The 23,688-nt window shown below is 57.5% G+C and carries 25 protein-coding genes; 6 read left to right on the plus strand and 19 right to left on the minus strand.

The window, feature by feature from the left end:
• Positions 1-33: 33 nt before the first annotated feature.
• Entirely contained in the window at positions 34-966 is a 933-nt protein-coding gene (locus tag ACTJJ7_RS05860; RefSeq protein WP_440965943.1) for a LysR family transcriptional regulator, read from the minus strand.
• A 77-nt stretch (positions 967-1,043) separates the two neighbouring features.
• Between ACTJJ7_RS05860 and ACTJJ7_RS05865 the strand changes: the two genes are divergently transcribed.
• Entirely contained in the window at positions 1,044-1,793 is a 750-nt protein-coding gene (locus tag ACTJJ7_RS05865; RefSeq protein WP_440965945.1) for a sulfite exporter TauE/SafE family protein, read from the plus strand.
• Between the two features lie 124 nt (positions 1,794-1,917).
• On the opposite strand, the gene ACTJJ7_RS05870 is transcribed toward ACTJJ7_RS05865, so the two are convergent.
• From ACTJJ7_RS05870 to ACTJJ7_RS05910, 9 genes are all read right to left on the minus strand, one after another.
• Positions 1,918-2,637 carry a Bax inhibitor-1/YccA family protein gene (locus ACTJJ7_RS05870; RefSeq protein ID WP_440965946.1) on the minus strand — a complete coding sequence of 240 codons (720 nt, stop codon included), beginning with the start codon at positions 2,635-2,637 and terminating at the stop codon, positions 1,918-1,920.
• Positions 2,638-2,664: 27 nt separating this feature from the next.
• Positions 2,665-3,438, minus strand: a complete 774-nt coding sequence (locus tag ACTJJ7_RS05875) for an anti-sigma factor family protein (RefSeq protein WP_105734958.1) — start codon at positions 3,436-3,438, stop codon at positions 2,665-2,667.
• Complete coding sequence (locus ACTJJ7_RS05880; protein WP_440965948.1) at positions 3,422-3,967, minus strand: sigma-70 family RNA polymerase sigma factor; 546 nt, start codon at positions 3,965-3,967, stop codon at positions 3,422-3,424. The genes ACTJJ7_RS05875 and ACTJJ7_RS05880 overlap by 17 nt, the downstream gene beginning before the upstream one ends.
• Positions 3,968-4,105: 138 nt before the next feature.
• The gene (locus tag ACTJJ7_RS05885) at positions 4,106-4,405 is read right to left on the minus strand and encodes a hypothetical protein (RefSeq protein WP_440965949.1); all 300 of its coding nucleotides are present in this window, start codon (positions 4,403-4,405) and stop codon (positions 4,106-4,108) included.
• A 135-nt stretch (positions 4,406-4,540) separates the two neighbouring features.
• Complete coding sequence (locus ACTJJ7_RS05890; protein ID WP_440965951.1) at positions 4,541-5,908, minus strand: sensor histidine kinase; 1,368 nt, start codon at positions 5,906-5,908, stop codon at positions 4,541-4,543.
• Complete coding sequence (locus ACTJJ7_RS05895; protein WP_130272385.1) at positions 5,905-6,579, minus strand: response regulator transcription factor; 675 nt, start codon at positions 6,577-6,579, stop codon at positions 5,905-5,907. Before ACTJJ7_RS05895 ends, ACTJJ7_RS05890 begins: the two co-directional genes overlap by 4 nt.
• A 63-nt stretch (positions 6,580-6,642) precedes the next feature.
• Positions 6,643-7,233 (minus strand): DedA family protein, encoded by a 591-nt coding sequence (locus ACTJJ7_RS05900; protein WP_440965953.1) that lies wholly within the window; start codon positions 7,231-7,233, stop codon positions 6,643-6,645.
• Positions 7,233-7,826 carry a class I SAM-dependent methyltransferase gene (locus tag ACTJJ7_RS05905; protein ID WP_440965955.1) on the minus strand — a complete coding sequence of 198 codons (594 nt, stop codon included), beginning with the start codon at positions 7,824-7,826 and terminating at the stop codon, positions 7,233-7,235. The genes ACTJJ7_RS05900 and ACTJJ7_RS05905 overlap by 1 nt, the downstream gene beginning before the upstream one ends.
• Positions 7,827-7,952: 126 nt before the next feature.
• The gene (locus ACTJJ7_RS05910; protein WP_440965957.1) at positions 7,953-8,288 is read right to left on the minus strand and encodes a GIY-YIG nuclease family protein; all 336 of its coding nucleotides are present in this window, start codon (positions 8,286-8,288) and stop codon (positions 7,953-7,955) included.
• 139 nt (positions 8,289-8,427) lie between these two features.
• Here ACTJJ7_RS05910 and ACTJJ7_RS05915 point away from each other — a divergent pair, with 139 nt between their 5' ends.
• On the plus strand, positions 8,428-9,078 hold the full coding sequence (locus ACTJJ7_RS05915; RefSeq protein ID WP_440965959.1) for a DUF2239 family protein: 651 nt from the start codon (positions 8,428-8,430) through the stop codon (positions 9,076-9,078).
• A gap of 65 nt (positions 9,079-9,143) precedes the next feature.
• Here the strand turns inward: ACTJJ7_RS05915 and pepT are convergent, their stop codons facing one another.
• Positions 9,144-10,382, minus strand: coding sequence for a peptidase T (pepT, locus tag ACTJJ7_RS05920; RefSeq protein WP_440965960.1), 1,239 nt, complete (start codon positions 10,380-10,382; stop codon positions 9,144-9,146).
• A gap of 222 nt (positions 10,383-10,604) precedes the next feature.
• Between pepT and ACTJJ7_RS05925 the strand changes: the two genes are divergently transcribed.
• Both ACTJJ7_RS05925 and ACTJJ7_RS05930 read left to right on the plus strand, forming a co-directional pair.
• Positions 10,605-12,140 carry an ABC transporter substrate-binding protein gene (locus ACTJJ7_RS05925; protein WP_425374731.1) on the plus strand — a complete coding sequence of 512 codons (1,536 nt, stop codon included), beginning with the start codon at positions 10,605-10,607 and terminating at the stop codon, positions 12,138-12,140.
• A gap of 330 nt (positions 12,141-12,470) precedes the next feature.
• A complete protein-coding gene (locus ACTJJ7_RS05930) occupies positions 12,471-14,177 on the plus strand; it encodes a sensor histidine kinase (RefSeq protein WP_440965962.1) in 1,707 nt (568 codons plus the stop codon).
• Positions 14,178-14,193: 16 nt separating this feature from the next.
• Here the strand turns inward: ACTJJ7_RS05930 and ACTJJ7_RS05935 are convergent, their stop codons facing one another.
• Positions 14,194-14,826: a response regulator transcription factor gene (locus ACTJJ7_RS05935; protein ID WP_440965963.1), complete on the minus strand. Its 633-nt coding sequence runs from the start codon at positions 14,824-14,826 to the stop codon at positions 14,194-14,196.
• A 105-nt stretch (positions 14,827-14,931) separates the two neighbouring features.
• Entirely contained in the window at positions 14,932-15,117 is a 186-nt protein-coding gene (locus tag ACTJJ7_RS05940; RefSeq protein ID WP_105734946.1) for a hypothetical protein, read from the minus strand.
• A gap of 311 nt (positions 15,118-15,428) precedes the next feature.
• Here ACTJJ7_RS05940 and dapA point away from each other — a divergent pair, with 311 nt between their 5' ends.
• Complete coding sequence (gene dapA / locus ACTJJ7_RS05945; protein ID WP_440965965.1) at positions 15,429-16,484, plus strand: 4-hydroxy-tetrahydrodipicolinate synthase; 1,056 nt, start codon at positions 15,429-15,431, stop codon at positions 16,482-16,484.
• 41 nt (positions 16,485-16,525) lie between these two features.
• Positions 16,526-16,828: a hypothetical protein gene (locus tag ACTJJ7_RS05950; protein WP_440965967.1), complete on the plus strand. Its 303-nt coding sequence runs from the start codon at positions 16,526-16,528 to the stop codon at positions 16,826-16,828.
• Positions 16,829-16,872: 44 nt separating this feature from the next.
• Here ACTJJ7_RS05950 and ACTJJ7_RS05955 read toward each other — a convergent pair whose 3' ends face one another.
• The 6 genes from ACTJJ7_RS05955 to ACTJJ7_RS05980 form a co-directional block, all read right to left on the minus strand.
• Entirely contained in the window at positions 16,873-17,322 is a 450-nt protein-coding gene (locus ACTJJ7_RS05955) for a PTS sugar transporter subunit IIA (protein ID WP_440965969.1), read from the minus strand.
• A gap of 43 nt (positions 17,323-17,365) precedes the next feature.
• Entirely contained in the window at positions 17,366-18,058 is a 693-nt protein-coding gene (locus tag ACTJJ7_RS05960; protein ID WP_440965971.1) for a response regulator transcription factor, read from the minus strand.
• A complete protein-coding gene (locus ACTJJ7_RS05965) occupies positions 18,055-20,760 on the minus strand; it encodes a sensor histidine kinase (RefSeq protein ID WP_105734943.1) in 2,706 nt (901 codons plus the stop codon). The genes ACTJJ7_RS05960 and ACTJJ7_RS05965 overlap by 4 nt, the downstream gene beginning before the upstream one ends.
• A gap of 68 nt (positions 20,761-20,828) precedes the next feature.
• Entirely contained in the window at positions 20,829-21,392 is a 564-nt protein-coding gene (gene kdpC, locus ACTJJ7_RS05970) for a potassium-transporting ATPase subunit KdpC (protein WP_440965972.1), read from the minus strand.
• A gap of 12 nt (positions 21,393-21,404) precedes the next feature.
• Entirely contained in the window at positions 21,405-23,477 is a 2,073-nt protein-coding gene (gene kdpB, locus ACTJJ7_RS05975; protein WP_440965974.1) for a potassium-transporting ATPase subunit KdpB, read from the minus strand.
• A 43-nt stretch (positions 23,478-23,520) separates the two neighbouring features.
• Entirely contained in the window at positions 23,521-23,688 is a 168-nt protein-coding gene (locus ACTJJ7_RS05980) for a hypothetical protein (protein WP_440965976.1), read from the minus strand.

Below are 23,688 nucleotides of genomic sequence, written 5' to 3' on the forward strand. Positions count from 1 at the left end.
ATCCGCGCAAATTCAAGGTCCAGCGATTGGCTTTTACACCCGACCGGAACCGTGCGCCGGCGCGGGCATCGCCAATTGCTCAACCAGTTCGCGCGCATGAGGATGCAAATCCTCAAACCTGCGTGCACAGATGGCCAGATGCCGCGTGGCCCAGCTATCGGTCAGACGAACCGAATGAATGGGCATCGACCGGCGGTATCTCTTCGCTGCAGTCTCCGGGACAATCCCCAGCCCGACATTCTGGGCAACCATACGGCAAATGCCTTCAAAGGTCCGCAGGCGGATACGGAACGCAAGAGCATGGCCCGCGCGTGCCGCGTGATCACCGAGATAATCCTGCAGCGGACTGCCGGCGCTCAATCCGACAAATTCCTGCCCGGCGACATCGGCGAATGCAATATGGCGGTGGCCGGCCCATGGGCTTGAGCGGGCAACAACAAGGACCAGGCGGTCAATGGCGAAGGGCCGCAATTCCAGATTGCCGTGATCCACGGCATCCGTGATCACACCGATATCGGCGGAACCGCCTGCCACCGCTTTGACGATCTCGGTGCTGAGGCGCTCCTTCAAATCGATATCGACATTCGGACGGACGGCGAGAAAGGCCGCAAGCCTTTCCGGCAGGAATTCCGTCATGGCCGCAGTATTCGCCATCAGGCGAATATGACTTTTCAGACCCTTTGAGAATTCGCCCAGCTCCCCGCGCATCTGCTCGATCTGCCGCAGGACAATACGGGCATGATGTGCAACCGCATCGCCAGCCGGTGTGGTTGCGACGCCGCGCCTGCCGCGTTCGAGCAGCGGGAGACCAATGACATCCTCCATACCGCGCAGGCGGGCACTGGCCGATGGCAACGTCATGTTGGCCTGCGTGGCACCATGGGTGATGCTTCCGGCTTCCACAACCAGAAGAAAGAGACGCAGATCAGTCAGGTCGAAACGCATGCATAGGGGTGTAGCACTCAATCTGCCTTCGGCATAGCCTTAGGCAGAGTTCGGTTCTTCCGCATTGTGAACAATACCATCCCGCGCAATGCTGGAGCATGCTTGACCTATCCGCTGCTTCCCTTCTCATGATTGCCCTGACGTTCTTCCTTGCCGGTATGGTCAAGGGTGTAACCGGAATGGGGCTGCCGACCGTCGCCATGGGTATTCTCGGCACCATCATGCCTCCGGCAGGTGCGGCGGCGTTGCTGCTCGTCCCCTCTTTCGTCACCAATGTCCTGCAATTGCTGTCCGGGCCAAGCTTTGCGGCCCTTGCATTGCGGCTATGGGCCATGATGCTGACCATCCTCCTGGGAACCATTGCAGGCGCCTGGCTTATGGCCAATGACACGGCCGGATGGACCACGATGGGTCTCGGCGCTGCCTTGATGCTTTATGCAGGTTTCAGTCTCGCAGCGCGCCAGCTGTCGGTTCCGCGCAGCCTGGAGCCCTTTCTGTCACCCCTTATTGGCATCGTCACGGGCGTTATAACCGGCGCTACGGGCGTTTTCGTCATACCGGCCGTTCCCTACCTGCAGGCGCTGGGTCTAACCAAGGACGATTTGATCCAGGCGCTTGGCCTGTCCTTCACCGTATCGACCGTCGCACTCGCAATCGGACTGTCGTCAGGAGGCGCGTTGCAGTTCGACAGCATGAGCACGTCAGCCCTTGCATTGGCACCCGCGCTGCTCGGCATGTGGTGCGGTCAGAAGGTACGCAACGCCATCAGCCCTGCAACCTTCCGCCGCTGGTTCCTGGTCTGTCTGCTGCTGCTGGGACTGGAGCTGGTTGTGAAGCCGTTGTTCTGACACCCACCGATGCCGATCTTCTGAGCCCCATCTGATCGCTGCCAGGGAAGGCTGACATTAAAAACCCGTGCTGCGTTCTTCAGCACGGGTTCGAATGCATTGCCGGCGGTTCGTTCCGGTTCGGCTATTCCTGGCGCTGACCCGTCAGGCTGAGCAGCAGCTGGAAGATGTTGACGAAATTCAGGTAAAGCGAGAAAGCGCCGAAGACCGCCAGCTTCTGCTGCGATTCCGAATCATAGCTCTCGGCATACTGTTCCTTGATCGACTGGGTGTCCCAAGCGGTCAGCCCGATGAACACGAGAACGCCGGCCACCGATACGATGAACTGCAGCATCGACGAGCCGAGGAAAAGGTTGACCAGGCTCGCGATGACCACGCCGATCAGGCCCATCATCAGGAAGGAGCTGAACTGCGAAAGATCGCGCTTCGTCGTGTATCCGTACAGGCTGGTTGCGCCAAACATCGTAGCCGCGATGAAGAATGTGCGGGCGATGCTGGTTCCGGTGAAAACAAGGAATACGGACGCCAGGGACAGGCCCATGACCGCGCAGAAGGCCCAGAACATGGCCTGTGCCGAGGATGCGGACATGGACTGCATCTTGAACGAGAAAAACATGACGAAGGCCAGCGGCGCCAGCATCACGACCCATTTCAATGGCGTCGAAAAGATCGGCACGTAGAGAGCCGGGGTAGACGCGACGACAAAGGCTACAAGACCGGTCACAACCAGACCAAGGCCCATGTAGTTGTAGATGCGCAGCATATGCTGGCGCAGGCCTTCGTCAAAGACCGCGGATGACTGGCTGCGTGCCGTGTCCATCCCATAGCGGAGAGGTGTGTTCATAAACTCGGTTCCTTTCGGTTCGTTGGATCAGTAAAGGGTTTTGGCAAGGCCCGCCGCAGCCTTTTCCAGATCTGCCGTCGCAGCATCCGAAACGAGCGCATAGGCAACATCGCCAATTTGAAAATAGGCAGCGGACGTGCCGTTCACGCGGACAGCGCGCGGTTTGACAACATCGAAGGTGCCGGGACGCACAGCAAAGAGTGAAACCGGCCCAAGGCTGTCGGACCCGACTTCCATTTCAACACTCGGTCCAAAATTGGACGGAAACAGTTGAACGTCACGCACCGTCCACTTCTCGGGCATTGCCGGAATGACAATTCCGGTGGATGCGCGTATCTCCGCAGGGTCGTAGCTGCGGGTTTCCGGCTGCGATACCATTTCGGCACGAAGCGATGAGGTCTTGTGTGCCATGATGGCATCGGAAACATAGGCTGGCGGCGGCGTTGCAGCCACAACTTTGGAGACCGTCAAAGGGCCGAAGCCCGCATGGGCCATCCAGCCCAGGGCCAACAGCACTCCGACCGCCGCGATGCGCTGCAAACTGCCAAACAGCCGGTCGCGTGCGAGACCTCGTTCAAGCCGGTGCGCGAGTTCGGAGGTTTGGGGAGAACCCGCCGTATGCCCCTGCGCCAACGCAAGACGAAGCTCGTCGCGCGACTGCAGATCGGACATGACGCGGGCCGCCTGTTCCGGATGCTGCGACAGGTGGCGCGCAACCTCAATCCGGCGAAGAGCGTCGAGCTGGTCATCTATATAGGCGTCGAGATCCGCTTCGACGACGGGATCAATCGTTTCGGTCATCGCGACCTCCTACAATCTTCAAATGACCAGCCTTCCCCGATTGCCGGTCGCTTTCGTGGGAACGAAGGGCCGTACGGGCCCGGCTGATCCGCGACATCAGGGTACCGACCGGGATGTTCAATGTGCTCGCCGCTTCTTCATAGGAGAGGCCTTCGATCGCAACCAGATGAAGCGCCGACCTCTGCTCTTCGGGAAGAGCGAAGAATGCGTCCCTCACCTGGCCAAGCCGGACGGAATGTTCCTGTGGGGCGTCAATGGCCGTATCGGCAAGGGAATAGGCGGCTTCCAGCGTCCGGGTCTCCACGGCGCTCGACCGCTTGACGTCGATGAACCGGTTGTGGAGGATCGACAGCAGCCAGCCCCGAAGCGTGTTGCCATGGCGAAACCCGCTGCGCCGTTCATAGGCGCGCAGAAGCGTATCCTGGACAAGGTCCTCGGCGTCGGCATCGTTCCGGGTCAGCGATCGGGCGTAACGGCGAAGAGAGCCAAGCTGCCCGACAACATCAAAACGTGGTTTCGGCGGTTTCATATGGTGTATACGCAGCCCATGCGGTTTTATTCCCGCTGCGCGGAATTATTTATTGTAGCACAGGATTGACCTGTTCAGGCCGGTACGAACGAAGCCGGGATACGGTCCGGCCAGGAATGCCGCATCACAGGCGAGACGTCATATCCCTTCGGTCATGTGCCTCTTGGATTCGCCGCAGACGCGTTTGATGACCAGCGCCGCCACAAAACCCAGCCCCACCACGCCAAGCACCACAACGACTGACATCTGTGGGCCGACCAATGAATAGAAAACAGCAAACAGAACGAACAATGCCAGAAGAGCGATGAGGGCCGAACGCTCCGTGCTCACATTAAACCGGCAACTGCCCGCCATGGCTGCAATGCCAATGAGGACAGCAGCCACACCGACGATGAGCGGCAGAAGTGCCATGAATAGTGGCTCGGTTGTACCGTCCATGCGTAATTCCGTTCTCCGCATTGTATTGTGCTTGAATTGCTCTGATAATCGCCTTTCATTGCAACGAAATTACGGTTGCGCTCCTGCACGCAATCTATTGTGGAAAGATGCGGGAAAAGCGCAGTCTCGCGCCAGTCATTTTGCTGGCTGGCCGGACTCCGGCATGGACGGGATAAATTCGACGCGAAAGCAGGCGCCCAGCGATCTCGGCACCACGGCGATCGTTCCGCCATGCAGGTTAATGATCTCCTGGACCAGCTTGAGGCCAAGCCCGGAGCCTTTCGTGCCGTGATGCCGCTTGAAAAACGGCTCGAAAACCCGCTCCCGCAGCTCCGCGGGGACGCCCTGCCCTTCATCGGCAACTTCAATCCAGTTCCGTCCGACAATCACCGAAATGGTACCTGCGCGGCCGCCGTGATCGATGGCATTCTGCACGAGATTGGTCACCACTCTTTCCAAGGCAACGGGATCGCCCGTCACGACCGCGTTGGCGGCAGCTGTTTCGAAACGGACTTCATACCCCGCGGTGAATGCCAACGGACCCATATCGAGAACGACACGCTGCGCGAGCTGGATGAGATCAACATCGATGAAATGGCGCGCGTCCTGCTTCAATCGCTGCAGGTCAAGCATTTGTTCCGCCAGAACCGCCAGCCTTGCCGTATCCTCCGTCAAAAGCGCTTTGGTCATGCCCTGCGGCAGCGAAGCGACCCTTGTCTTCAGGATCGCTATGGGCGTGCGCAGTTCGTGGGCCGCATCGGCGAGAAAACGTTCCTGACGGTCATAGCCTTCGTCCAGACGGCCCAGCGCTCCATTGACGGCGCGCACGAAGGGCGTGACCTCCGAGGGCATGCCGGCCGACGTCAATCGAACCCCGCGTTTTTCAATGTCGATTGAATCCGCTTGCGCGGCAGCCTGTTCCAATCCCCGCAGCGATCGCCGCACGACAAGGGGCGTTGCCACGAAGGCGCCGAGCGCAATGATGCCGAGTATCGGAACGACAAGTTTCAGCAGAATCAGGGAAATTCCCAGAAACACCAGGAAGAATGGCGCAAGCGCCGACGATCCCGTCAGTATCTGCACGCGGCCAGCTTCGGTTTCGACCCAGCGCATTCTGGCCGTGGGCCTTTCCCGGTCACCAATGTTCCATCCGAAACGCGCCTGACCAATCCGGTCAAGGGCATTTCCTATGCCGGCATATTCCTCCGGGATATCGCCTTCCGTCAGCTGGCGCCCCTGTCCATCCCGAATGGTATACCATAGGTCCGGTACATCTTTTCGCAGCGCCCTTATTGCATCCGTATCCTTCAGTATCAAACCGCCCTGCGGGTCTCTTCCAATGCCCGCTTCGAGAATTTCAACGGTATTTTCCGTCGAGCGGAAGTCGAACAACTGCCCGGAACCGAAAAGCACTGCGATGACGAGGATAAGCACAACGGACTGAACCGCCAGCAGCCGCCAGAACAATCGCCGCCTGAGGGATTGCGGGGGCTGCTCAGTCATGATTCTTCCCGCAGGAGATAACCCACGCCGCGAATGACATTGATCACAACCCCCGCCTTCGCATCGGCCAGTTTGCGGCGAAGTCTTGAGACGTGGGAATCGAGGGCATTCGACTGAATCTCATCGTCAAAGCCGAAGACAGCTTCCATCAGCGCGGGCCGCGGAACCATGCGGCCGACGCGGCGCACCAGGCTTTCAAGCACCAGCATTTCACGCCGCGGCATCTCGAGCCGGCAATTGCCGACCAGAACATCGCGATAGGCCATGTCGAAGCTCAATCGCCCGACGGTGATGATTTGCGACTGCGCCAGCCCCGGACGGCGCAGAACCGCCCGCAACCGGGCCAGAAGCTCATCGAAATCGAATGGCTTGGCCATATAATCGTCCGCACCGGTCTCAAGGCCGCTGATACGCTCTGGTACCCGTCCCTTCGCCGTCAGCACAATAATCGGCAGGGTAAGGCCATTGCTGCGCAACTTTGGAATGAGGCTCAACCCATCACCATCCGGAAGTTGGCGATCGAGCAGCAGCGCGTCGTAGACTCCGTCATTGAGAATAAGCTCGGCATCAAAGAGACTGCCAACATGGTCCATAACCAGATTGTGGCGCGCGAACGCCGCTCTCAGCGCCGCGACCAGCTGCGGTTCGTCCTCAACCAACAAAATGCGCATCCACCACTCCGCCCCAGATTCACCCGACTTTATCGCCATGCCCTTGCATGCGGAAGGAGCCACTCATCCACGCACGCGGCGAAAGATCAATCCAACGGCCAGTTCGCCCAGAAGAATAGCGCCAACAACAGTTACTCCCATCTGCAGCGGATCACGTTCCGACTGACGCAACAGGAAGCCGAGACCGACCAAAGGCGTATTCCAGACAAAGATGCCAAGAATGGTTGCCGGCAGAAAGCCTTGCAGTTTCAATCGCAAGACACCGGCTGGCATTGCCAGGAATATCCGGATGGTCGGAATGGTCTGGGCGACGAGCGTAACCCAGAACTGGTTTGTCTCGTAGGCATTGGCCATGGCGCGGTACCGGGTGACCGGCAGGAAAATATAACGGCCGAAACGGGCGACAAGCGCATCCGTGCGTTCCTTTCCTGCCAACCGGCCAACGCCATACCAGAACAGGGCACCCAGCGTAGACCCGCACACCGTGGCGAGCACGAGAACAATCAGATCCGGGACATCCGACACATAAGTTGCACCGAGAAACACCAGCATGAGATAAGACGGAAGAACCGGGATCAGCTTTTCCGCGAAGGCAAGGACAACAATGCCAAGCAATCCCATGTCCAGCAGCGATGCGTAAAGCGGAGAATCCATCAGCGCGCATTTCCGATTGTGGGAACCTGATGGCGGGTGATGCGGTAGACCGAAGCCGGCGGAAAATTGCGAAATGTCCAGCCGGTCTTCTCCGCCTTGAGATCGAGCTTGCGCAGAAGCAGCGGTGATACCGGGCATTTGGGGCCGTAGGTGAACTGGTAAAATCCGCCGTCCCGGCGCAACCGGGAAAAACATCCTGCAAGGATCGCCAGCACGACGGCGGGTTTCATCGACAGAAGCGGCAACCCGCTGATGACATTGCCGAAAACCGCGTCTTCTAAGAGACCGCGCTCCCCGATATGCCGCGCATCCATCTGGTAGAGTTTGGTGTCGGGGAACCTTAACTTGAGAAGGGGTACGAACTCTGCGCCATACTCAATCAGCGTGATGTCGCGCTGCGCAATCCCGCGTTTCAGCAGGGCCGATGTGAACACACCTGTCCCGGGGCCAAGTTCAAGAACAGGACCATGAGACGGCGATATATGTTCTGTCATCAAAGCCGACAGATGGTTGCTGGACGGTGTCACCGACGCGACACGCAAAGGTGCGCGCAGCCAGGCGCTGAAGAAGCGGAGAATATCTGTTTGGGCCATTCAAAATCTCACATGGGGAACGTTGAGGGTTCCACCCCATGTGCGAGCGCAAACATTGTGACAATCTGGCATGACCAGCAAGATTTTGAGCGTTTGGCTGGCAATACCGGCGAGCCCTGCCGCCGGTTAAATAGCCAGGCCGCCAAGCGAAGAACGCCAATGCGCAACGCGCTCCTTGAGACGGGCCTGACGGACATAAGCCAGATCCTCGTCGTCCATTCGCTCCAGCTCCTCGAACATGAAATCGTCCGATGTCCGGTTGTTCCATGCCAGTTGCAGTTCCCGGCAAGGATGATTCCCGAGGCGAAGGGTAAACCACAGACGGTTCTGGATCGTATCAAGGCTGGTGCTCTGGCCAATCCAGATCTTGCCCGACGCGGGGCAGCGGACGGCATAAATGCCAATCACCGCTTTTCGTTCCTTATAGGCCGCTATCGCCGCCTTTTTATCCTCGGTCTTCATCCGTCATTCCGTTCACACGCGTTTTCAAGCCAAGGACCGCATAGCAGCCAATCGGCATTCCGTCAATTTATTACCCGGATGATATTGACTTTTCATTTTATAACCCGGATATAAATTGAAGACCAACCGAGTGCTTGTAATGACCGACCATCTTTCCCGACCCTGTACCGCTTTCGACGGCATGCGCCTTCTCATCTCTGGCCCCCTGGTCGAAGTGGCCTTGGCCGTAAAGAATGCTTCCGAAGAAAAGGACGCCTCTGCACCGCCCCTCGTCTTTGACGATGCAACCGGCCGCGTCGTGGATTTCGATCTGCGCGGGACAAAGACCGACATCATTGCGCGGTTGTTGCAGTTATCAAAGGAGGATAGCGGTTCGCAAAATGCAGGCCAGGCGCCGCAGGACCTTGAGGACGGCCCGCTCGCCGCACCTGTACCGCGTGGGCGCGGACGGCCGAAACTGGGCGTCGTTGCCCGTGAAGTCACCCTTCTACCACGGCATTGGGAGTGGCTGGCTGCGCAAAGCGGCGGTGCATCCGTCGCTCTCAGGCGGTTGATCGATGAAGCCAGAAAGACGGGCGGCAGTGAACGCAGGACACGGGCCGCCCGGGAAGCGGCCTACCACTTTGCATTGGCGATGGCGGGTAATATGCCCGGCTTCGAAGAAGCGATGCGGGCTTTGTTTGCCGGTAATCAGAGCGCCTTTGTCGAACGGATCAGCGAATGGCCAACCGACGTGCGCCAGTATGCGATAAAGCTTGCATACGGCGAGGCAACACAACTCGTCCCTTAGCGGGGAAGATGCGCGCCAGCGAATAGCGGGCCAGCAATCCATCAACGATGGATTGCTGGCTGATGTCAATCCTGCGGCGCGCGCGCTGCGCGCTGCAGGATTTCGACCACCATCTCGGAGGCTTTTTCAAGCGAACGCACAGGTAGAAACTCGTAGATCGAATGAAAATTATGGGCGCCGCAAAACAGGTTGGGGCAAGGCAGGCCCTTTTCCGACAGCACTGCGCCGTCATAACCGCCGCGCATCGGGATGGATTTTGGCGACACACCAATCGCTTGCATCGCCTCCAGCGCCAGCTGTACCGGATAGTGATTGGGCCCCTGCAAGCTGTCAGCGACATTGCGATACATGGGCTGATATGCCGCCGTCACGGTCTGGGCGCCATGGAGTTGGTTAAAACTCTCGACGAGGGTATCGACAAAGCGATGCCGATGGTCAAACCCGGCCTGGGTAAAATCACGAATGTCGAGAACGGTCCGCGTTTCGGCAACCGTGCCCTGGATGGATTTGACCCAATAGTAGCCTTCGCGGTTTTCCGTATATTCCGGTCTTTCACCGGCGGGCAGCATGGCGATGAATTGCTGGGCAAAGAGCACCGCATTGCGCAGCTTGCCCTTGGCCGACATCGGGTGCGCGGTCTGCCCGTGGAAGGTGATATGGAATTCACCCGCGTTCCAATTCTCGTGCACGATCTCGCCAATCTCACAGCAATCCAGCGTATAGGCAAAATCGGCATTGAGGGATTCAACGTCGAGCGCTTTGGCTCCCAGGAGGCCAATTTCCTCATCCGGGACAAACACAACCTTCACGTCGCCATGTTCAATCCCGGGGTTCAACTGAAGCGTCTGCATCGCATGCATGATCTCGGCGATCGCCGACTTGTTATCCGCGCCGAGCAAACTGGTCCCATCGGTAACGATGATCCTGTCACCGGCATAACGCGAAAGCTCTGGGAAATCGCTCGAACGCATGACCACCTGAAGCTGTTCGTTCAAGACGATGTCGCCGCCTTCATACTGCACGACCTGAGCCTTGGTATCCGTGTTGTACTCGCTGCTGGTGTCGAGATGGGCGACCCAGGCCACCGTCGGAATCGCGCGGTCCTTGCCGGCTACATTGCTCCGCAGCGTCCCGACCACGATCGAATGATCCCGCTCCTCGACATCCAGCCCCAGTTCACGCAACTCGTCAGCCAGCAGGCGTGCCAACACCGATTGACCGGCGCTCGAAGGCAAATGGCCAGCCCCGGGGACCGTCGTGGTATTGATGCGCGTGTAGTTCAGAAATCGTTCAACAATGTCCATTGCGTTCTCTGCCTCTGATCAAAGATGCCGGTTTCAATGATTCCACTTTTCAGGACAAGCGCGTAGGTGACATATTTGTATTGCATTGGCCCGAACCCTCGCCGATAAATTCTGATCCCATCAATGCGGCACGTTGATTCCCAGAAAAGACAGGACGATATGAAACTTCCCGAGAAAATTCTTTCAGCGACTATCCTTGCACTCGGATTGAGCGGAACGACAATGGCTGTCGCGTCTGCAAAGACATTGATCTATTGCTCGGAAGCCGCGCCAGACGGTTTTGACGCTGCGAGCACCACGTCGGGTGCAACCTACGACGCCTCGGCGCGCAACGTTTCCAATGGTCTCATCAAGATCAAACGCGGATCGACCGAACTGGAGCCGGGCCTCGCCGAAAGCTGGGATATTTCCGCCGATGGCAAAGAATATACATTCCATCTGCGCAAGGGCGTGAAATTCCAGACAACGAGCTATTTTACCCCGACGCGCGATTTCAATGCCGATGACGTCATCTTTACCTTCGACCGCCAGGGAAACAAGGCCAATCCGTATAATGGCAAGGGGGTCTGGCCCCAATACAATTCCTATTCGTTCCCGAGCCTCATCAGCAAAATCGAGAAAATTGACGACCACACCGTCAAATTCATCCTGACCCGGCCGGAAGCGACAATGATCGCCTCCCTCTCCCTTACATTTGCGGTCATTCAATCCAAGGAATATGCCGACAAGCTTCTGGCAGAGGGCAAGCAGGACGAATTTGGCCAGCAGCCCATCGGAACCGGTCCTTATCAGTTTGTCGACTATCAGCCGGATACGGCCATCCGCTATACCGCCAATCCCGATTACTGGGGCGGAAAACAGAAGATCGATAATCTGATCATCGCCGTTACCCCGGATGCCTCCGTCCGCTACCAGAAACTCAAGGCTGGCGAATGCCATGTGATGGCTTACCCGAACCCGGCCGATCTTGCCGAGATGAAAACCGACCCGGCGATCAACCTCCTGCAAAAGGAAGGCTTGAACATTGCGTTTATGGCCTACAACACGCTGGTGGCTCCCTTCAATGACGTTCGCGTGCGCAAGGCCATCAATATGGCCGTCAACAAGCAGGCGATCATCGATGCGGTCTACGGTTCGACCGGTATGGTTGCCGTCAATGCCATCCCTCCGGGTGTCTGGTCATACAATGCAGCCGTCAAGGACGATGCCTATGATCCGGCGCAATCGCAGAAGCTGCTGGCAGAGGCCGGCGTAAAAGACCTTTCGATGAAGATATGGGCCATGCCCGTTCAGCGTCCTTACATGCCCAATGCACGCCGTACCGCTGAAATGATGCAGTCGGACATGGCAAAAGTCGGCATCAAGGCTGAAATCGTTTCCTACGATTGGACCGAATATCTGAAGCGGTCACTGGAAAAGGACCGGGACGGCGCGGTCATTCTCGGATGGACCGGCGGGATTGCAGATCCGGACAATTTTCTTGCAGCGCTTCTGGGCTGCCAAGCCATCGGCAGCGGCAATCGCGCCAACTGGTGCAACGAAGACTTTGAAAAACTGATTCAGGCAGCCAAGCTGACCACGGATCAGGCGGAGAGAACAAAGCTGTATGAACAGGCTCAGGTCGTGTTCAAGGAGCAGGCGCCCTGGCTGACGATTGCCCACCAGATCGTCCAGCAACCGGTTAGTTCCAAGGTGAAGGATTTCCGCGTTGATCCGTTCGGCGGCAATCTGTTTGAAGACGTTGATATCGACGAATAAACCTTGAAAACCCCTCGGCGAAGGGGCCGCAATAACGCGCTGGCCCCTTCGCAATTCATGATAGTATCCGAGCGGCGTTTTGCCGGCGTCTATGCGACAATGATTGCGTTTCAGCAACATCATTGAAATACGGCTGAATATAAGTTACGTTCTCCTGATATTGGGCTTTTGCGATGGAACGCAACCTAATATCGGTAAGCATTTTTATGACTGAGATGCTCTTTGTGCCATGTAGAGCGCATAAACTGCATCTCCATTTTGGACGTCTGAGATAATCAGAAATCCGCACGATGTATTTTACACATAAACAAATTTATAAGTTGCAAAGACGTGCAAAAAGACCTGAAACCCTCCCTGGTATTTGCGGTATCCATCTGGTGCATTGCCCTGCTGGTGTATGTGTGCATCTCGGCAGTCCTGATTTTCCGGGACAAGTCGGACATGTTCGCGGCAAAAGCCGCCGAAATCACAACCAGCCTTGATCGCCGCATTGCCCAGAATTTTGCTTTCGTCAAATCCCTGGAGGTTTTCTCAACCATATCCGGTGTCGAGTCCATGAAGGTATTCGGCTCATTGGTTCAGCATATAATGGACGCCTGTCCCCGCATACACCTGATCCATCTGTACGAGCTGCCTAAAGGCGACGGCCTCTCCCATGCCGCCCTCGTGGCCAGTTTCCCATCTGCCTCGGACGTCGCCGCGATCCCGGCTGTACTGCCGACCGTCATCAACCAGCCTCGCGGTATGATCCGCGGATTCGCTGATCCCCGCTTTCCCGGGCGCTATTTCACGACAACGCATATTGAAAATGGCAATGCACATTACGCCATTGTCATGCTTCTGGATGTGGCAGAAATGATCAAGCCAATCCTGCAATCCGGCGCACCGGAGGTGGAGTGGATCATCGGCAGCGTACCCGCCATCCTGTTGAATGATGAACAGGATTCGTTTTTCTCGCCATGGCTTCGGCTCGAAAGGACCATCGTTCCCGGTTTGCACAAGACCGCATCGGAGGACGTCACCAACTTCCCCGAAGGGACGGTGTTTCGCATCAGCGAAACTGTCGATCTGAGCGAACTGTTTAACCCATTGGGGCTTGCAGCATATTGCAGCCTGTCCGCCGCGGCAGTAGCGGCAGCCTATTATTCCTTGCACCAGCGCCGGCTCTCCCAGCGCTTGCGGCAATCCGAGGAAGAAGCACTGGGCCGCGCCGCAAGACTGGAAAAGGAGAACCGGCTTGAGCATGCCGCGCGGGTCAACGCGATCGGCGAACTTGCCGCCGGCATTATCCACGAACTGGCACAACCCCTCACATCACTGCTTAGCCAAAGCCAGGCGAGTCTTAAGACACTCGAAGAGAACCAGACGCACGTCGACTTCCTGAAACGGGCAATGGATGCCAATGTGCGGGATGCCAAGCGGGCCGGCCGAATACTTGGCAAGATCCGCGACTACATTGTAAATACCGTCGCCGTCCCGGAAATCACCACGCTTAACAGTGCCATTCTGGAGATTGTTGATATCCTCAATTTGGAAATCAAACAACGCAACGTTTCGCTGGTGCTTTGTCTTGCCGAGCCGTCGCCCGTTGCCAACATCAATCGGATAGAGCTTGAACAGGTCATCCACAATCTGGTCCGCAACTCGATTGAAGCACTCGGCACATTGGAACAGTCTCAAAAGCGTATCACCATCCAAACCATCGCAGATCACACCGCCAATATCATCCAAGTGTCGGACAATGGACCTGGGTTGAGCCAGGATACGCTTGCGCAACTCTTCCAGCCTTTTTTCACAACCAAGAACAGCGGTATGGGATTGGGGCTCTCTTTGTCACAGAGAATCGTGCAACGCGTTGGCGGATTGCTTACCGCATCCAACAAGGACGGCGCAGTCTTCACCATTACCCTGCCAAAAGTGGAGCCTGTTCCTGCAACAGAGCCTCACCGAATGGTGATCGCTGTCGATGCAGCCCGTGACAGGCAGCTCGAACACGCCATCAACCATTTCACCGCCAGCAAGCGGTTTGCAGGATAAGAAGCGAAGCGCCTCGTTACCCCTGCTGAATCTTCATTTTCATCTGCACAAATTCAGCCACGGACGTCGTGCCCAGTTTTTCGGAAATATTGGCCCGGTGCGCATCGACCGTCCGCAGTGAAATATTCAATGAGGTTGCGATTTCCTTCGATCCCCATCCCCGGCAGACGAGATTGATGATTTCATTTTCGCGCGGAGTCAACGTCGCGAACAATGCCTCGGTCTCTTGCTTTTCCAAGACAGTCCCGAGAAGCTCTTCAGCTTTCCCAAGCGCTTCAAAAAGCTGCTCCGGATCGACCGGCTTGGCCAGGAAATCAACGACCCGAGATTGAAACGCCGTGCGGCAGCTGTTCAGGTCCCCGTAACCGGTTATAATGATGATGGGCCAGTCAATACCTTTGCCGATCAGCTCCCTTTGCAGTTCCAGCCCATTCAGCTCCGGCATTTGCAAATCGAGAAGCAGGTATCCTGGCGGCAACAGGCTGACTTCCCGAAGAAAGGTCAATGGGCCGTCGAAGGCAATGACACTGATCTTGTAGGCTTCGAAGAGCAGACAGAGTCCCTCCCGAACGGCAGCATCATCGTCGACGAGGTAGACTGGATAGCGCATCAAAACGTGACCTTGTCTGGCGGCGGCAGCAATGGGCAAACCCAAACCCTGCCGTCGCGCAGGCGGGGAATACACCGCCACACGATCACAGACTCACATGACAATGTATCCGTACTTGTACCTATTGAGACGTCTGCCGGGCGTTCAGATTGAAACAGCCATGGCGACGATGAGTACGGCCAGAGCGAGCGTGAAAACGAGAACCGCCACATCTGCATCGCTGAGTCTGACCTTTGTCGCCCGTAAAGGCGACATTCCCGACCTTGGCTTGGCCTGACAGGCGAGAAGCATGACGGCTATAATGGCCAGAACATAGGTAAGATCGCGCATTCTATTCAACTATATCTAGTTCATATTCCTGTATAAAATAATAAACTCGGCATATGAAATCCATTGCAACGCCACAGCCAGAATATAAAAATCTCATATAAGTTTTGATGCCCTGAAATTTCTATGCTCGACTGGGTACAGCCTCGCCCCCTGATCCTTATACTTTTTTGATATGATTGCTGCGAACACGCAATGGAATTCCTATCGGAAGCGTTGATACGTATGAGCCGTACTCAACACGAGAATTGCGCGAGATGACAGCGATACGAACAAGATGCCGGCAAAGCCCGTCTCCAGGGGACGTGCTTTCAATGCCGCCGCGTCCGTTTGCCGCCCGGCAGAGCCAGTTCCTGTCCATGCGCGAATGGAATGCAGAAGAGGACATCATGAACAGCGACAGTCAAGTTGAACGATCACGCCTAACGGGCGTGATGACAGCGCTCGTCACACCGTTCAAAAACGGGAATGTCGACTACCGTGCGATCGGCGAACTGGCGGAGTGGCACATTCAGTCCGGCATAAGCGCTCTGGTTGCGTGCGGAACCACCGGAGAAGCCTCCACACTTACCTGGGATGAACGGCTGAGGATCATCAGAACGTGTCTGAAGGTATCGAACGGCCGCGTACCCATCATTGCCGGGACCGGCACGAGCAGTACCGAACTGACCATTGCCTACACATCCGCTGCCCATTCCTGCGGCGCGGACGCGGCTTTGATCGTCACGCCCTACTACAACAGACCCAATCAGGACGGCATCGTTCGTCATTTCGAAGCGATTGCCGCACGCGTTCCAATACCGGTCATTGTCTACAACGTACCATCCCGAACCGGCGTCGATATCTCCTTGCAGGCCCTCGACCGGTTGTCGCAGATGCCGTCGATCCTGGGTATCAAGGATGCAACCGGTGACGTGAGACGGGTCGAAGAGATGCGCAACACATTCGGAGATCGCTTCATTCTTCTGTCGGGGCATGATGCTTCAGCCCACGCCTTCAACCTTTTGGGCGGCGACGGAATGATCTCGGTCATGGCCAATGTCCTGCCCCACGTTTTTGTCGCGCTGCAAAATGCCTGCATCAAAGGTGATTGGCCAACGGCGAAGTATATTCACCAGAGACTGAAACCCGTCCTCGAGGCCTTCGAGCTGGATACGAACCCCTGCCCCGTCAAGGCTGCACTGAAACACCGGCGCGGTATGCGCGACGAGGTCCGCCTGCCACTCGTCACCGTTGCCGATGACGTCGCGGCACAGATTGCATCCGCCCTCGATAACCTCGGAGGTGTTACCGATCCTGATCATGATGCTGCGTTCAATCTCCGGGAAAAACCCGCGATTCATCCTGCTCCACTCGCTTGGCGCGTTTAGAGCCTTTTCCCAATGAAATCACACCAACCCGGAAGCAAGACATGATGGGAAGCAGTATGCAATATCCATGCAATTCCAATAGCCGCTGCCGTTTCATCGTTGGCCGCAATCTGGATGGCTGCTGGGTCGTTTGCGACAGGCAACGCCTTGTCGGCGGCCTCTTTGCCGACAGAGAGTCCGCCATCCATTTCGCCGTGAGTGAAAGTGAACATGAAGCTGGGGCCGTCTGGTGCGCGCAGGACGGCGATTGTCTCATCGCTGATCCCTGGACCGATCTTTCAGTCCATGTCACACCCGTTGATGGCTCGTCGCATCGACAGGGCCGCTATCGCAGATCAGCCTAGATCGATTTTCTGGATGGATGGACAGGCGGTCTCCTGGCCGCCTGTCATGTTTTGTCTGTCAGATGCGCACAAAGCGTCCTGGCGTCTGCGGCAGTGCGCATGCCTTCTAGGACACCCGGAAATCTCAGCCTTCGCGTAAACTGCGCCAAGACATTCAAATGCCTGTTTACCTCGGCGTCCGGGGTGATCAGCATGAGAATGATATCCACCGGCAGATCGTCAATGGCCGCGAACTCGACGGGCTTCTTCAGCCTTGCCAGACAGGCCCTCGGCGTCTCGACCCCTTCGATCCGCGTATGCGGAATGGCAACGCCCTGTCCTATGCCGGTGGAGCCAAGGCGCTCGCGCTTTTGCAGCGCAGCCAAGAGGGCCGCCGCTGGAACGCCCCCGTCCCTGCTCACAACATCCGCCATGGCATGCAGTGCTTGCGTCTTGGATGACACCTCCAGATCACACATCACATCATCAAGCTTGAGATAATCGGCCAATTTCATTCTCATTTCCAATTGCAAATCCCGGCGCAAAGGCACGGCAGTCCTAGTCAGCTTCTTTCAGGCGATACCCCACGCCGGTCTCCGTCACAATGTATCGCGGCTGATCCGGCAGTTGCTCCAGTTTCTGACGAAGCTGCCGGACGTAGACGCGCAGATATTGGACATCCGCAGAGCCACCCCACACCTGTGACAGGAGAAAGCGGTGGGTGAGCACCTTGCCGGCATGCTGGACCAGGACGCGGAGAATATCGTACTCCTTGGGCGACAGCTTCACTTCCCTGCCATCGACCTTCACAATCCGCTTCACCAGATCGACGGAGAGACCCCCGGTTTCAAAAACCGGCAGTTCGCCCTGCTGCTGCAGACGATGCCGCAGGGCAACCCGAATGCGTGCGACCAGCTCGTTCATCCCAAACGGCTTGACGACATAATCATCAGCTCCAAGCTCCAGCGCCTCCACTATTCCCCGTTCATCGGTGCGGCTTGACAATATGACCACCGGGATATCCGAGCCCTCCTCGCGCCACTGGCGCAGAAGATCACAGCCGGAAACGCCGGGAAGACCGAGGTCGAGCAAAATCAGGTCGGGCTGATGGGCTTCCACCTGCTCGACCGCGCTTGTGGCATTCCCCGCCTCCAGAACATTGTACCCTTGCGTGCCAAGACCGACCCGAAGCAGCTTCCGAATGGGTTGCTCGTCGTCCACGACAAGAATCTTGACGCTGGTGTTCGTCATGGCCTGGTATCCATGCCGGGAACACTCCGGGAGGCCGGCATTCTGATGGTGAAAACTGCTCCTGACCGATCGGTCCTTTGTCCGGCCGCAATCGTGCCGCCCATCGCTTCAATAAATCCGCGGGAAATGGAAAGCCCCAGTCCGGTACCCGCCTTGACCTGATCGCCCTTGCTCACCCGATAGAAACTGTCGAAGACCCGTTCGAGATCCTCAACCGGAATTCCGGGACCTTCGTCCATCACCTGAAGCGTGACCGACCCATCATCCGACCAGGCTTGAATCCGCAGAGCCGAACCGTCGGGGGCGTACTTCGCGGCATTGTCCAGCAGATTGAAAAGCACCTGCTCAAACAGGACCGGATCAATCCTCAGCATGGGCAGGTCATCCGGAATGGAGACCTCGGTCTTGTGGGTTCCAATGATCTTCTTTGCCCGGTTCAGCGCCGAACCGACGATGTCACCCACATAGTGATAGGCAAAATTCGGTTCCATTGCCCCGGACTCAATCCGGGTCATGTCAAGCAGATTGGCAATGAACCGGTTGAGGCGTTCGGATTCGTCAATAACGGTCGAGAGAAGATCCGAGCGCTCGGCGGCGGCAAGCGCCGGAGCGAACTCTTTCAATGTACCGGCTGCCCCCATGATCGCAGCCAACGGAGTCTTCAGATCATGCGAAATGGATGTCAGCAGGGCCGAGCGAAGACGATCCGCTTCCGCTGCAAGCTTTGCCTTGTCCACATCTGCCGCCAGCTGTGTTCGCTCAATGCCGACCGCCGCCTGGTCAGCCAGAGCGTCAAGCAAACGCTGCTGTTCAGGTGTCAGCAAGGGCCCTTTCTTGTCGCTGTCGAGACCAATCACACCAACAGCCATGCGGCCCGTTCGCAAGGGCAGATAGAGCCGTTTTGCACCTGGCAACGTATCGGCGCCCCTGCCCGCGGCCCGGTTGTTTTCCCATGCCCACCGCGCTGCCGCAATGTCGGCGTCGTCCAATGTATCATCGGGTGGATAGCCTGCCTTCACTTCAATCGAGCCCTTCTCCGGCAGGAGAAGCACGACGCGCAGTTTCAACATGGACGCGATCTGAAAGGCCGTAGCCCACAGGACATCATCAAGTGTACCCGTTCCCGCCAGCTTCTTGCTGAAGAGATAGAGATCTTCCGTTGTTCTGGCCCGTTGCCGCGCTGCCGCCGCCTGCCGCTGCACCCTCGCCGTCAAATTGCTGGCGATCACTGCAACACCGAAAAAGAAGCCAAGCGCAATCACGCTTTCGGGGTCACTGATAACCAGGGTGTAAAGGGGATCGAGGAAAAAGAAGTTCAGCACAACAGCGCTTAACACTGAGGCGAACAGAGCTGGCCAGAGCCCGACGGTCACTGCCGATGCCAGAACAGCCATCAGAAAAACGAGAGCGATATTGCGTACATCCAGCACGCGCGAGATCAGCAGCCCCACCGCCAGCGCCCCTGCGACATATGCCGTGCTCAGGAGATAGGCCCTGAGCTGAAAATGTCCTTCCGGAATTTCCGGCGCCTTCTGACGGGCCGGCTCGCCGTTCTGCTCATTCCCGGAAATCACGTGCACGCTGATATTTCCGGCATGCCGGATAAGATCATGCGACACCGACCCTTCAAAAAACTCGCGCCAGCGCGGCTTTGTCGGCTTGCCCGTCACAATGTGGGTCACATTGTTTTCCCGCGCATAGCGCGCAATCTCTTCCGCGGGATCGCGGCCGGGCGTCGTGATCGCATCTCCCCCCAATTGGCTTGCCAGCCGCAAGGTGGAGGCAATGCGGTCCTTGTCGTCCTCCGAGAGCCGGGTTGACCCGGGCGTTTCCACATAGAGTGCCGTCCACGGCGCACGCAAGCGGTCAGCAAGCCGCCGGGCATAGCGGACGAGCGACGTTCCTCCCTGATGATCATCGATGCACACGACCACGCGATCGCCAGCAGCCCAGGGTCCTGATATCGCGTTTGCCTGCATGTGCGAGAGAAGCTGGTCATCGACCCGCTGCGCCGTGCGGCGCAGGGCAAGCTCACGCAAAGCGGTCAAATTCCCCGGAGAAAAATAGTTCTCTATGGCGCGTTTGGCAGTATCGGGAACATATACTTTGCCTTCATGCAGGCGCTTGATCAGATCTGCCGGTGTGAGATCGATGATTTCAACGTCGTCCGCCTCATCGATGATGGAATCGGGCACGGTTTCCCGCACGCGCACATGGGTAATCTGGGCCACGACATCATTCAGGCTTTCCACGTGCTGGATGTTGAGGGTGGAATAAACGTCAATGTCGTGTCTCAAAATCTCCTGGACATCCAGATAGCGCTTCGGATGGCGTGAACCGGGCGCATTCGTGTGTGCCAGTTCGTCCACGAGGACAAGAGCCGGACGGCGCGCCAGAATCGCGTCAATGTCCATCTCTTCAAGCTGGTGGTCCTTGTAATTGATCCGGGTTTTCGGGAGGACCTCGAAACCTTTGACGAGGGCTTCCGTTTCCTTGCGCCCATGTGTCTCGACCACCCCGATGACAACATCGATGCCCTCGGCAATCGCCGCCCGTCCCGACATCAGCATCTCGTAGGTCTTTCCGACCCCCGGTGCCGCCCCCAGAAAAATCTTCAACCGGCCACGGGTCTCTCGCTCGGCATTTTCCAGGAGCGCCTCGGGCGATGGTCTCCGTTCAGTATCGCGGCCGTCATCAGGCATGTGTCATGACCCCTTTGAAAATACCGGGAACCCGCATCGCACGTTCCCGGTATTTCAGGCTAACCGGCTTATTTCAGACCGTCGAGTGCCTGATTCAACGCCAGCACATTGATAACCGGCTCACCCATGAACCCAAGCTCGCGCGCCTGTATGTTCTGGTCCACCAGCTGGCGGATACGTGCCTCGTCGACACCTCGTGCTTTTGCCACGCGCGGTATCTGGAAGTAGGCGGCGGCCGGAGAAAGATGCGGGTCCAGCCCGCTGCCCGACGCCGTAACCAGATCAATGGGGACGGGAGCAGCGCTATTCGTTTCCTTCAGTGCCGCTGCATCTGTCTTGATGCGGTCGATCAATTTCGGATTTGTTGGTCCGAGATTGGAGCCGCCGGAAGAACTCGCATTGTATCCGTCTCCGGCTGCCGATGGCCTGCCATGAAAGTACTTGTCGGCTGCAAACGCCTGACCGATCAGTTCGGATCCGATAACAGTCCCATTCGTCTCGATCAGACTGCCATTGGCCTGGTGCGGAAACAGCAGCTGCGAGAGCCCAGTCATACCCAGGGGATAGATGAGACCCGTGATCACTGTAAGAGCGATAACCATGACTATCGCGGGTTTGAGTTGCTTTAACATTGGAATGATCCTTTATGCGAGCCCAAGGCTGGTGATGACCATGTCGATCGCTTTGATGCCGATGAATGGCACGATGACACCGCCCAGGCCGTAAATCAGAAGGTTGCGGCTCAAGAGAGCCCCTGCACCGACCGCCCGGTACTTGACGCCTTTGAGCGACAGCGGAATAAGCGCAACGATAATCAGGGCATTGAAGATAATTGCCGACAGGATGGCGCTCTGCGGCGTCTGCAAGCCCATGATGTTGAGCGCAGCGAGCTGCGGGTAGAACGCCAGAAACATTGCCGGGATAATGGCGAAGTATTTGGCGATATCATTGGCAATCGAAAACGTCGTCAATGCACCGCGCGTCATCAGCAGCTGCTTGCCGATGCCGACGATTTCAATGAGCTTGGTCGGATCGCTGTCGAGATCGACCATGTTGCCCGCTTCGCGCGCCGCCACCGTGCCTGTGTTCATGGCAACACCGACGTCGGCCTGCGCAAGCGCGGGCGCGTCGTTGGTTCCGTCGCCGCACATTGCCACGAGTTTCCCCTTGGCCTGTTCGTCGCGGATGAGCGAGAGCTTGTTTTCAGGTGTGGCCTGAGCGAGGAAATCGTCAACGCCGGCCTCTGCCGCAATTGCCGCTGCCGTCAGCGGGTTATCACCCGTGATCATCACAGTCTTGATGCCCATGCGGCGCAATTCAGAGAAGCGTTCGCGAATCCCGCCCTTGACGATGTCCTTCAGGTGAATGACGCCGAGCAGCTTGCCGTCGCGCACCACGGCAAGCGGTGTCCCGCCTGCCTTGGCTATCTGATCGGCAATGGACTGCAGTTCACGCACCAGTTCGGCGCTTGCCCGGACGGTTCCCGTTGCAACGGTTGTGGAATTGACATAGGCGAGAACCGCGTCGACAGCCCCCTTGCGGATAGACGAGCCGTCGATATCCACGCCGCTCATACGGCTTTGCGCGGTGAAGGGCACGAATGTGGCATGCAATGTCGCCATGTCACGCGCACGAATGCCATATTTCTCCTTGGCCAGGACGACGATCGAGCGGCCTTCCGGCGTTTCATCGGCCAGAGAGGCAAGCTGTGCCGCATCCGCCAGTTCCTGCTCGGTCACGCCCGTCACGGGACTGAATTCGGTTGCCTGGCGATTGCCGAATGTGATCGTCCCGGTCTTGTCGAGAAGCAAAGTATCGACGTCACCGGCGGCCTCGACGGCGCGTCCCGACATGGCAAGAACATTGAACTGGATCAGCCGGTCCATGCCGGCAATGCCGATTGCCGACAGCAGAGCGCCGATCGTGGTCGGGATCAGCGTGACAAACAGTGCGACCAGAACAACCACGGGAATGGCGCCGCCCGCATAGGTTGCAAAACTCGGGATCGTTGCCGTTGCCAGCACGAAGATCAGGGTCATGCCGGCAAGCAGAATATTGAGCGCAATTTCGTTGGGTGTCTTCTGCCGTTCCGCGCCTTCGACGAGAGCAATCATCCGGTCGATGAATGTGGAGCCGGCTGCGGCAGTGATACGTACGCGCAGCCAGTCCGACAGAACCTGGGTCCCGCCGGTGACAGCCGAACGGTCGCCGCCGGATTCGCGGATGACCGGAGCGGATTCGCCGGTGATGGCAGATTCATTGACCGAGGCGATGCCTTCGATCACTTCGCCATCAGAAGGGATAATATCCCCCGCCTCGACCAGCACGACATCGCCGACCTTCAGCTTCGTGCCGGGCACGAGTTTGAAGCTGGCACGGTCATCCCCAATGAGAAGCTTGGCCTGCGTTTCCGTGCGCGCCTTGCGCAGCGAATCCGCCTGCGCCTTGCCACGGCCCTCGGCAACGGCTTCCGCAAAATTGGCGAAAAGCACGGTGAACCAGAGCCAGATGATGATCTGGAGTGAGAATCCGAGATCGCGGCCGCCGGTCGCCAGGTCTTTCAGGAACAGCACCGTCGTCAGGAAGGAGACGACTGCAACCACGAACATGACGGGATTTTTGATAAGGCTGCGCGGATCAAGCTTTTTAAAAGCTCCTCCGATGGCCGGTATGAGTATGCGAGAGTCCATGAGGCTCGCGGATTTGGACTGGCTCATTTGAGACTCCAGTTTTGAAATTCTTGTAACTGCACAGCGGCGATCATGACGCTATGACCGTGTGAAGACAGGCGTATGCCGCAAGCCAGACGATCAGCATCACCAGCGTCATGCCAAGGATGATGTCGGAGGCGCGCACGCGCTTGGCTGCCCCTCGCGCCAGCTTGCCGGCGCGAGGATGGAGGTTGAATTGCAGGTAATCGTGACGCAT

This window comes from Phyllobacterium sp. 22229, from assembly GCF_052056495.1.
GTDB lineage: Bacteria > Pseudomonadota > Alphaproteobacteria > Rhizobiales > Rhizobiaceae > Phyllobacterium > Phyllobacterium myrsinacearum.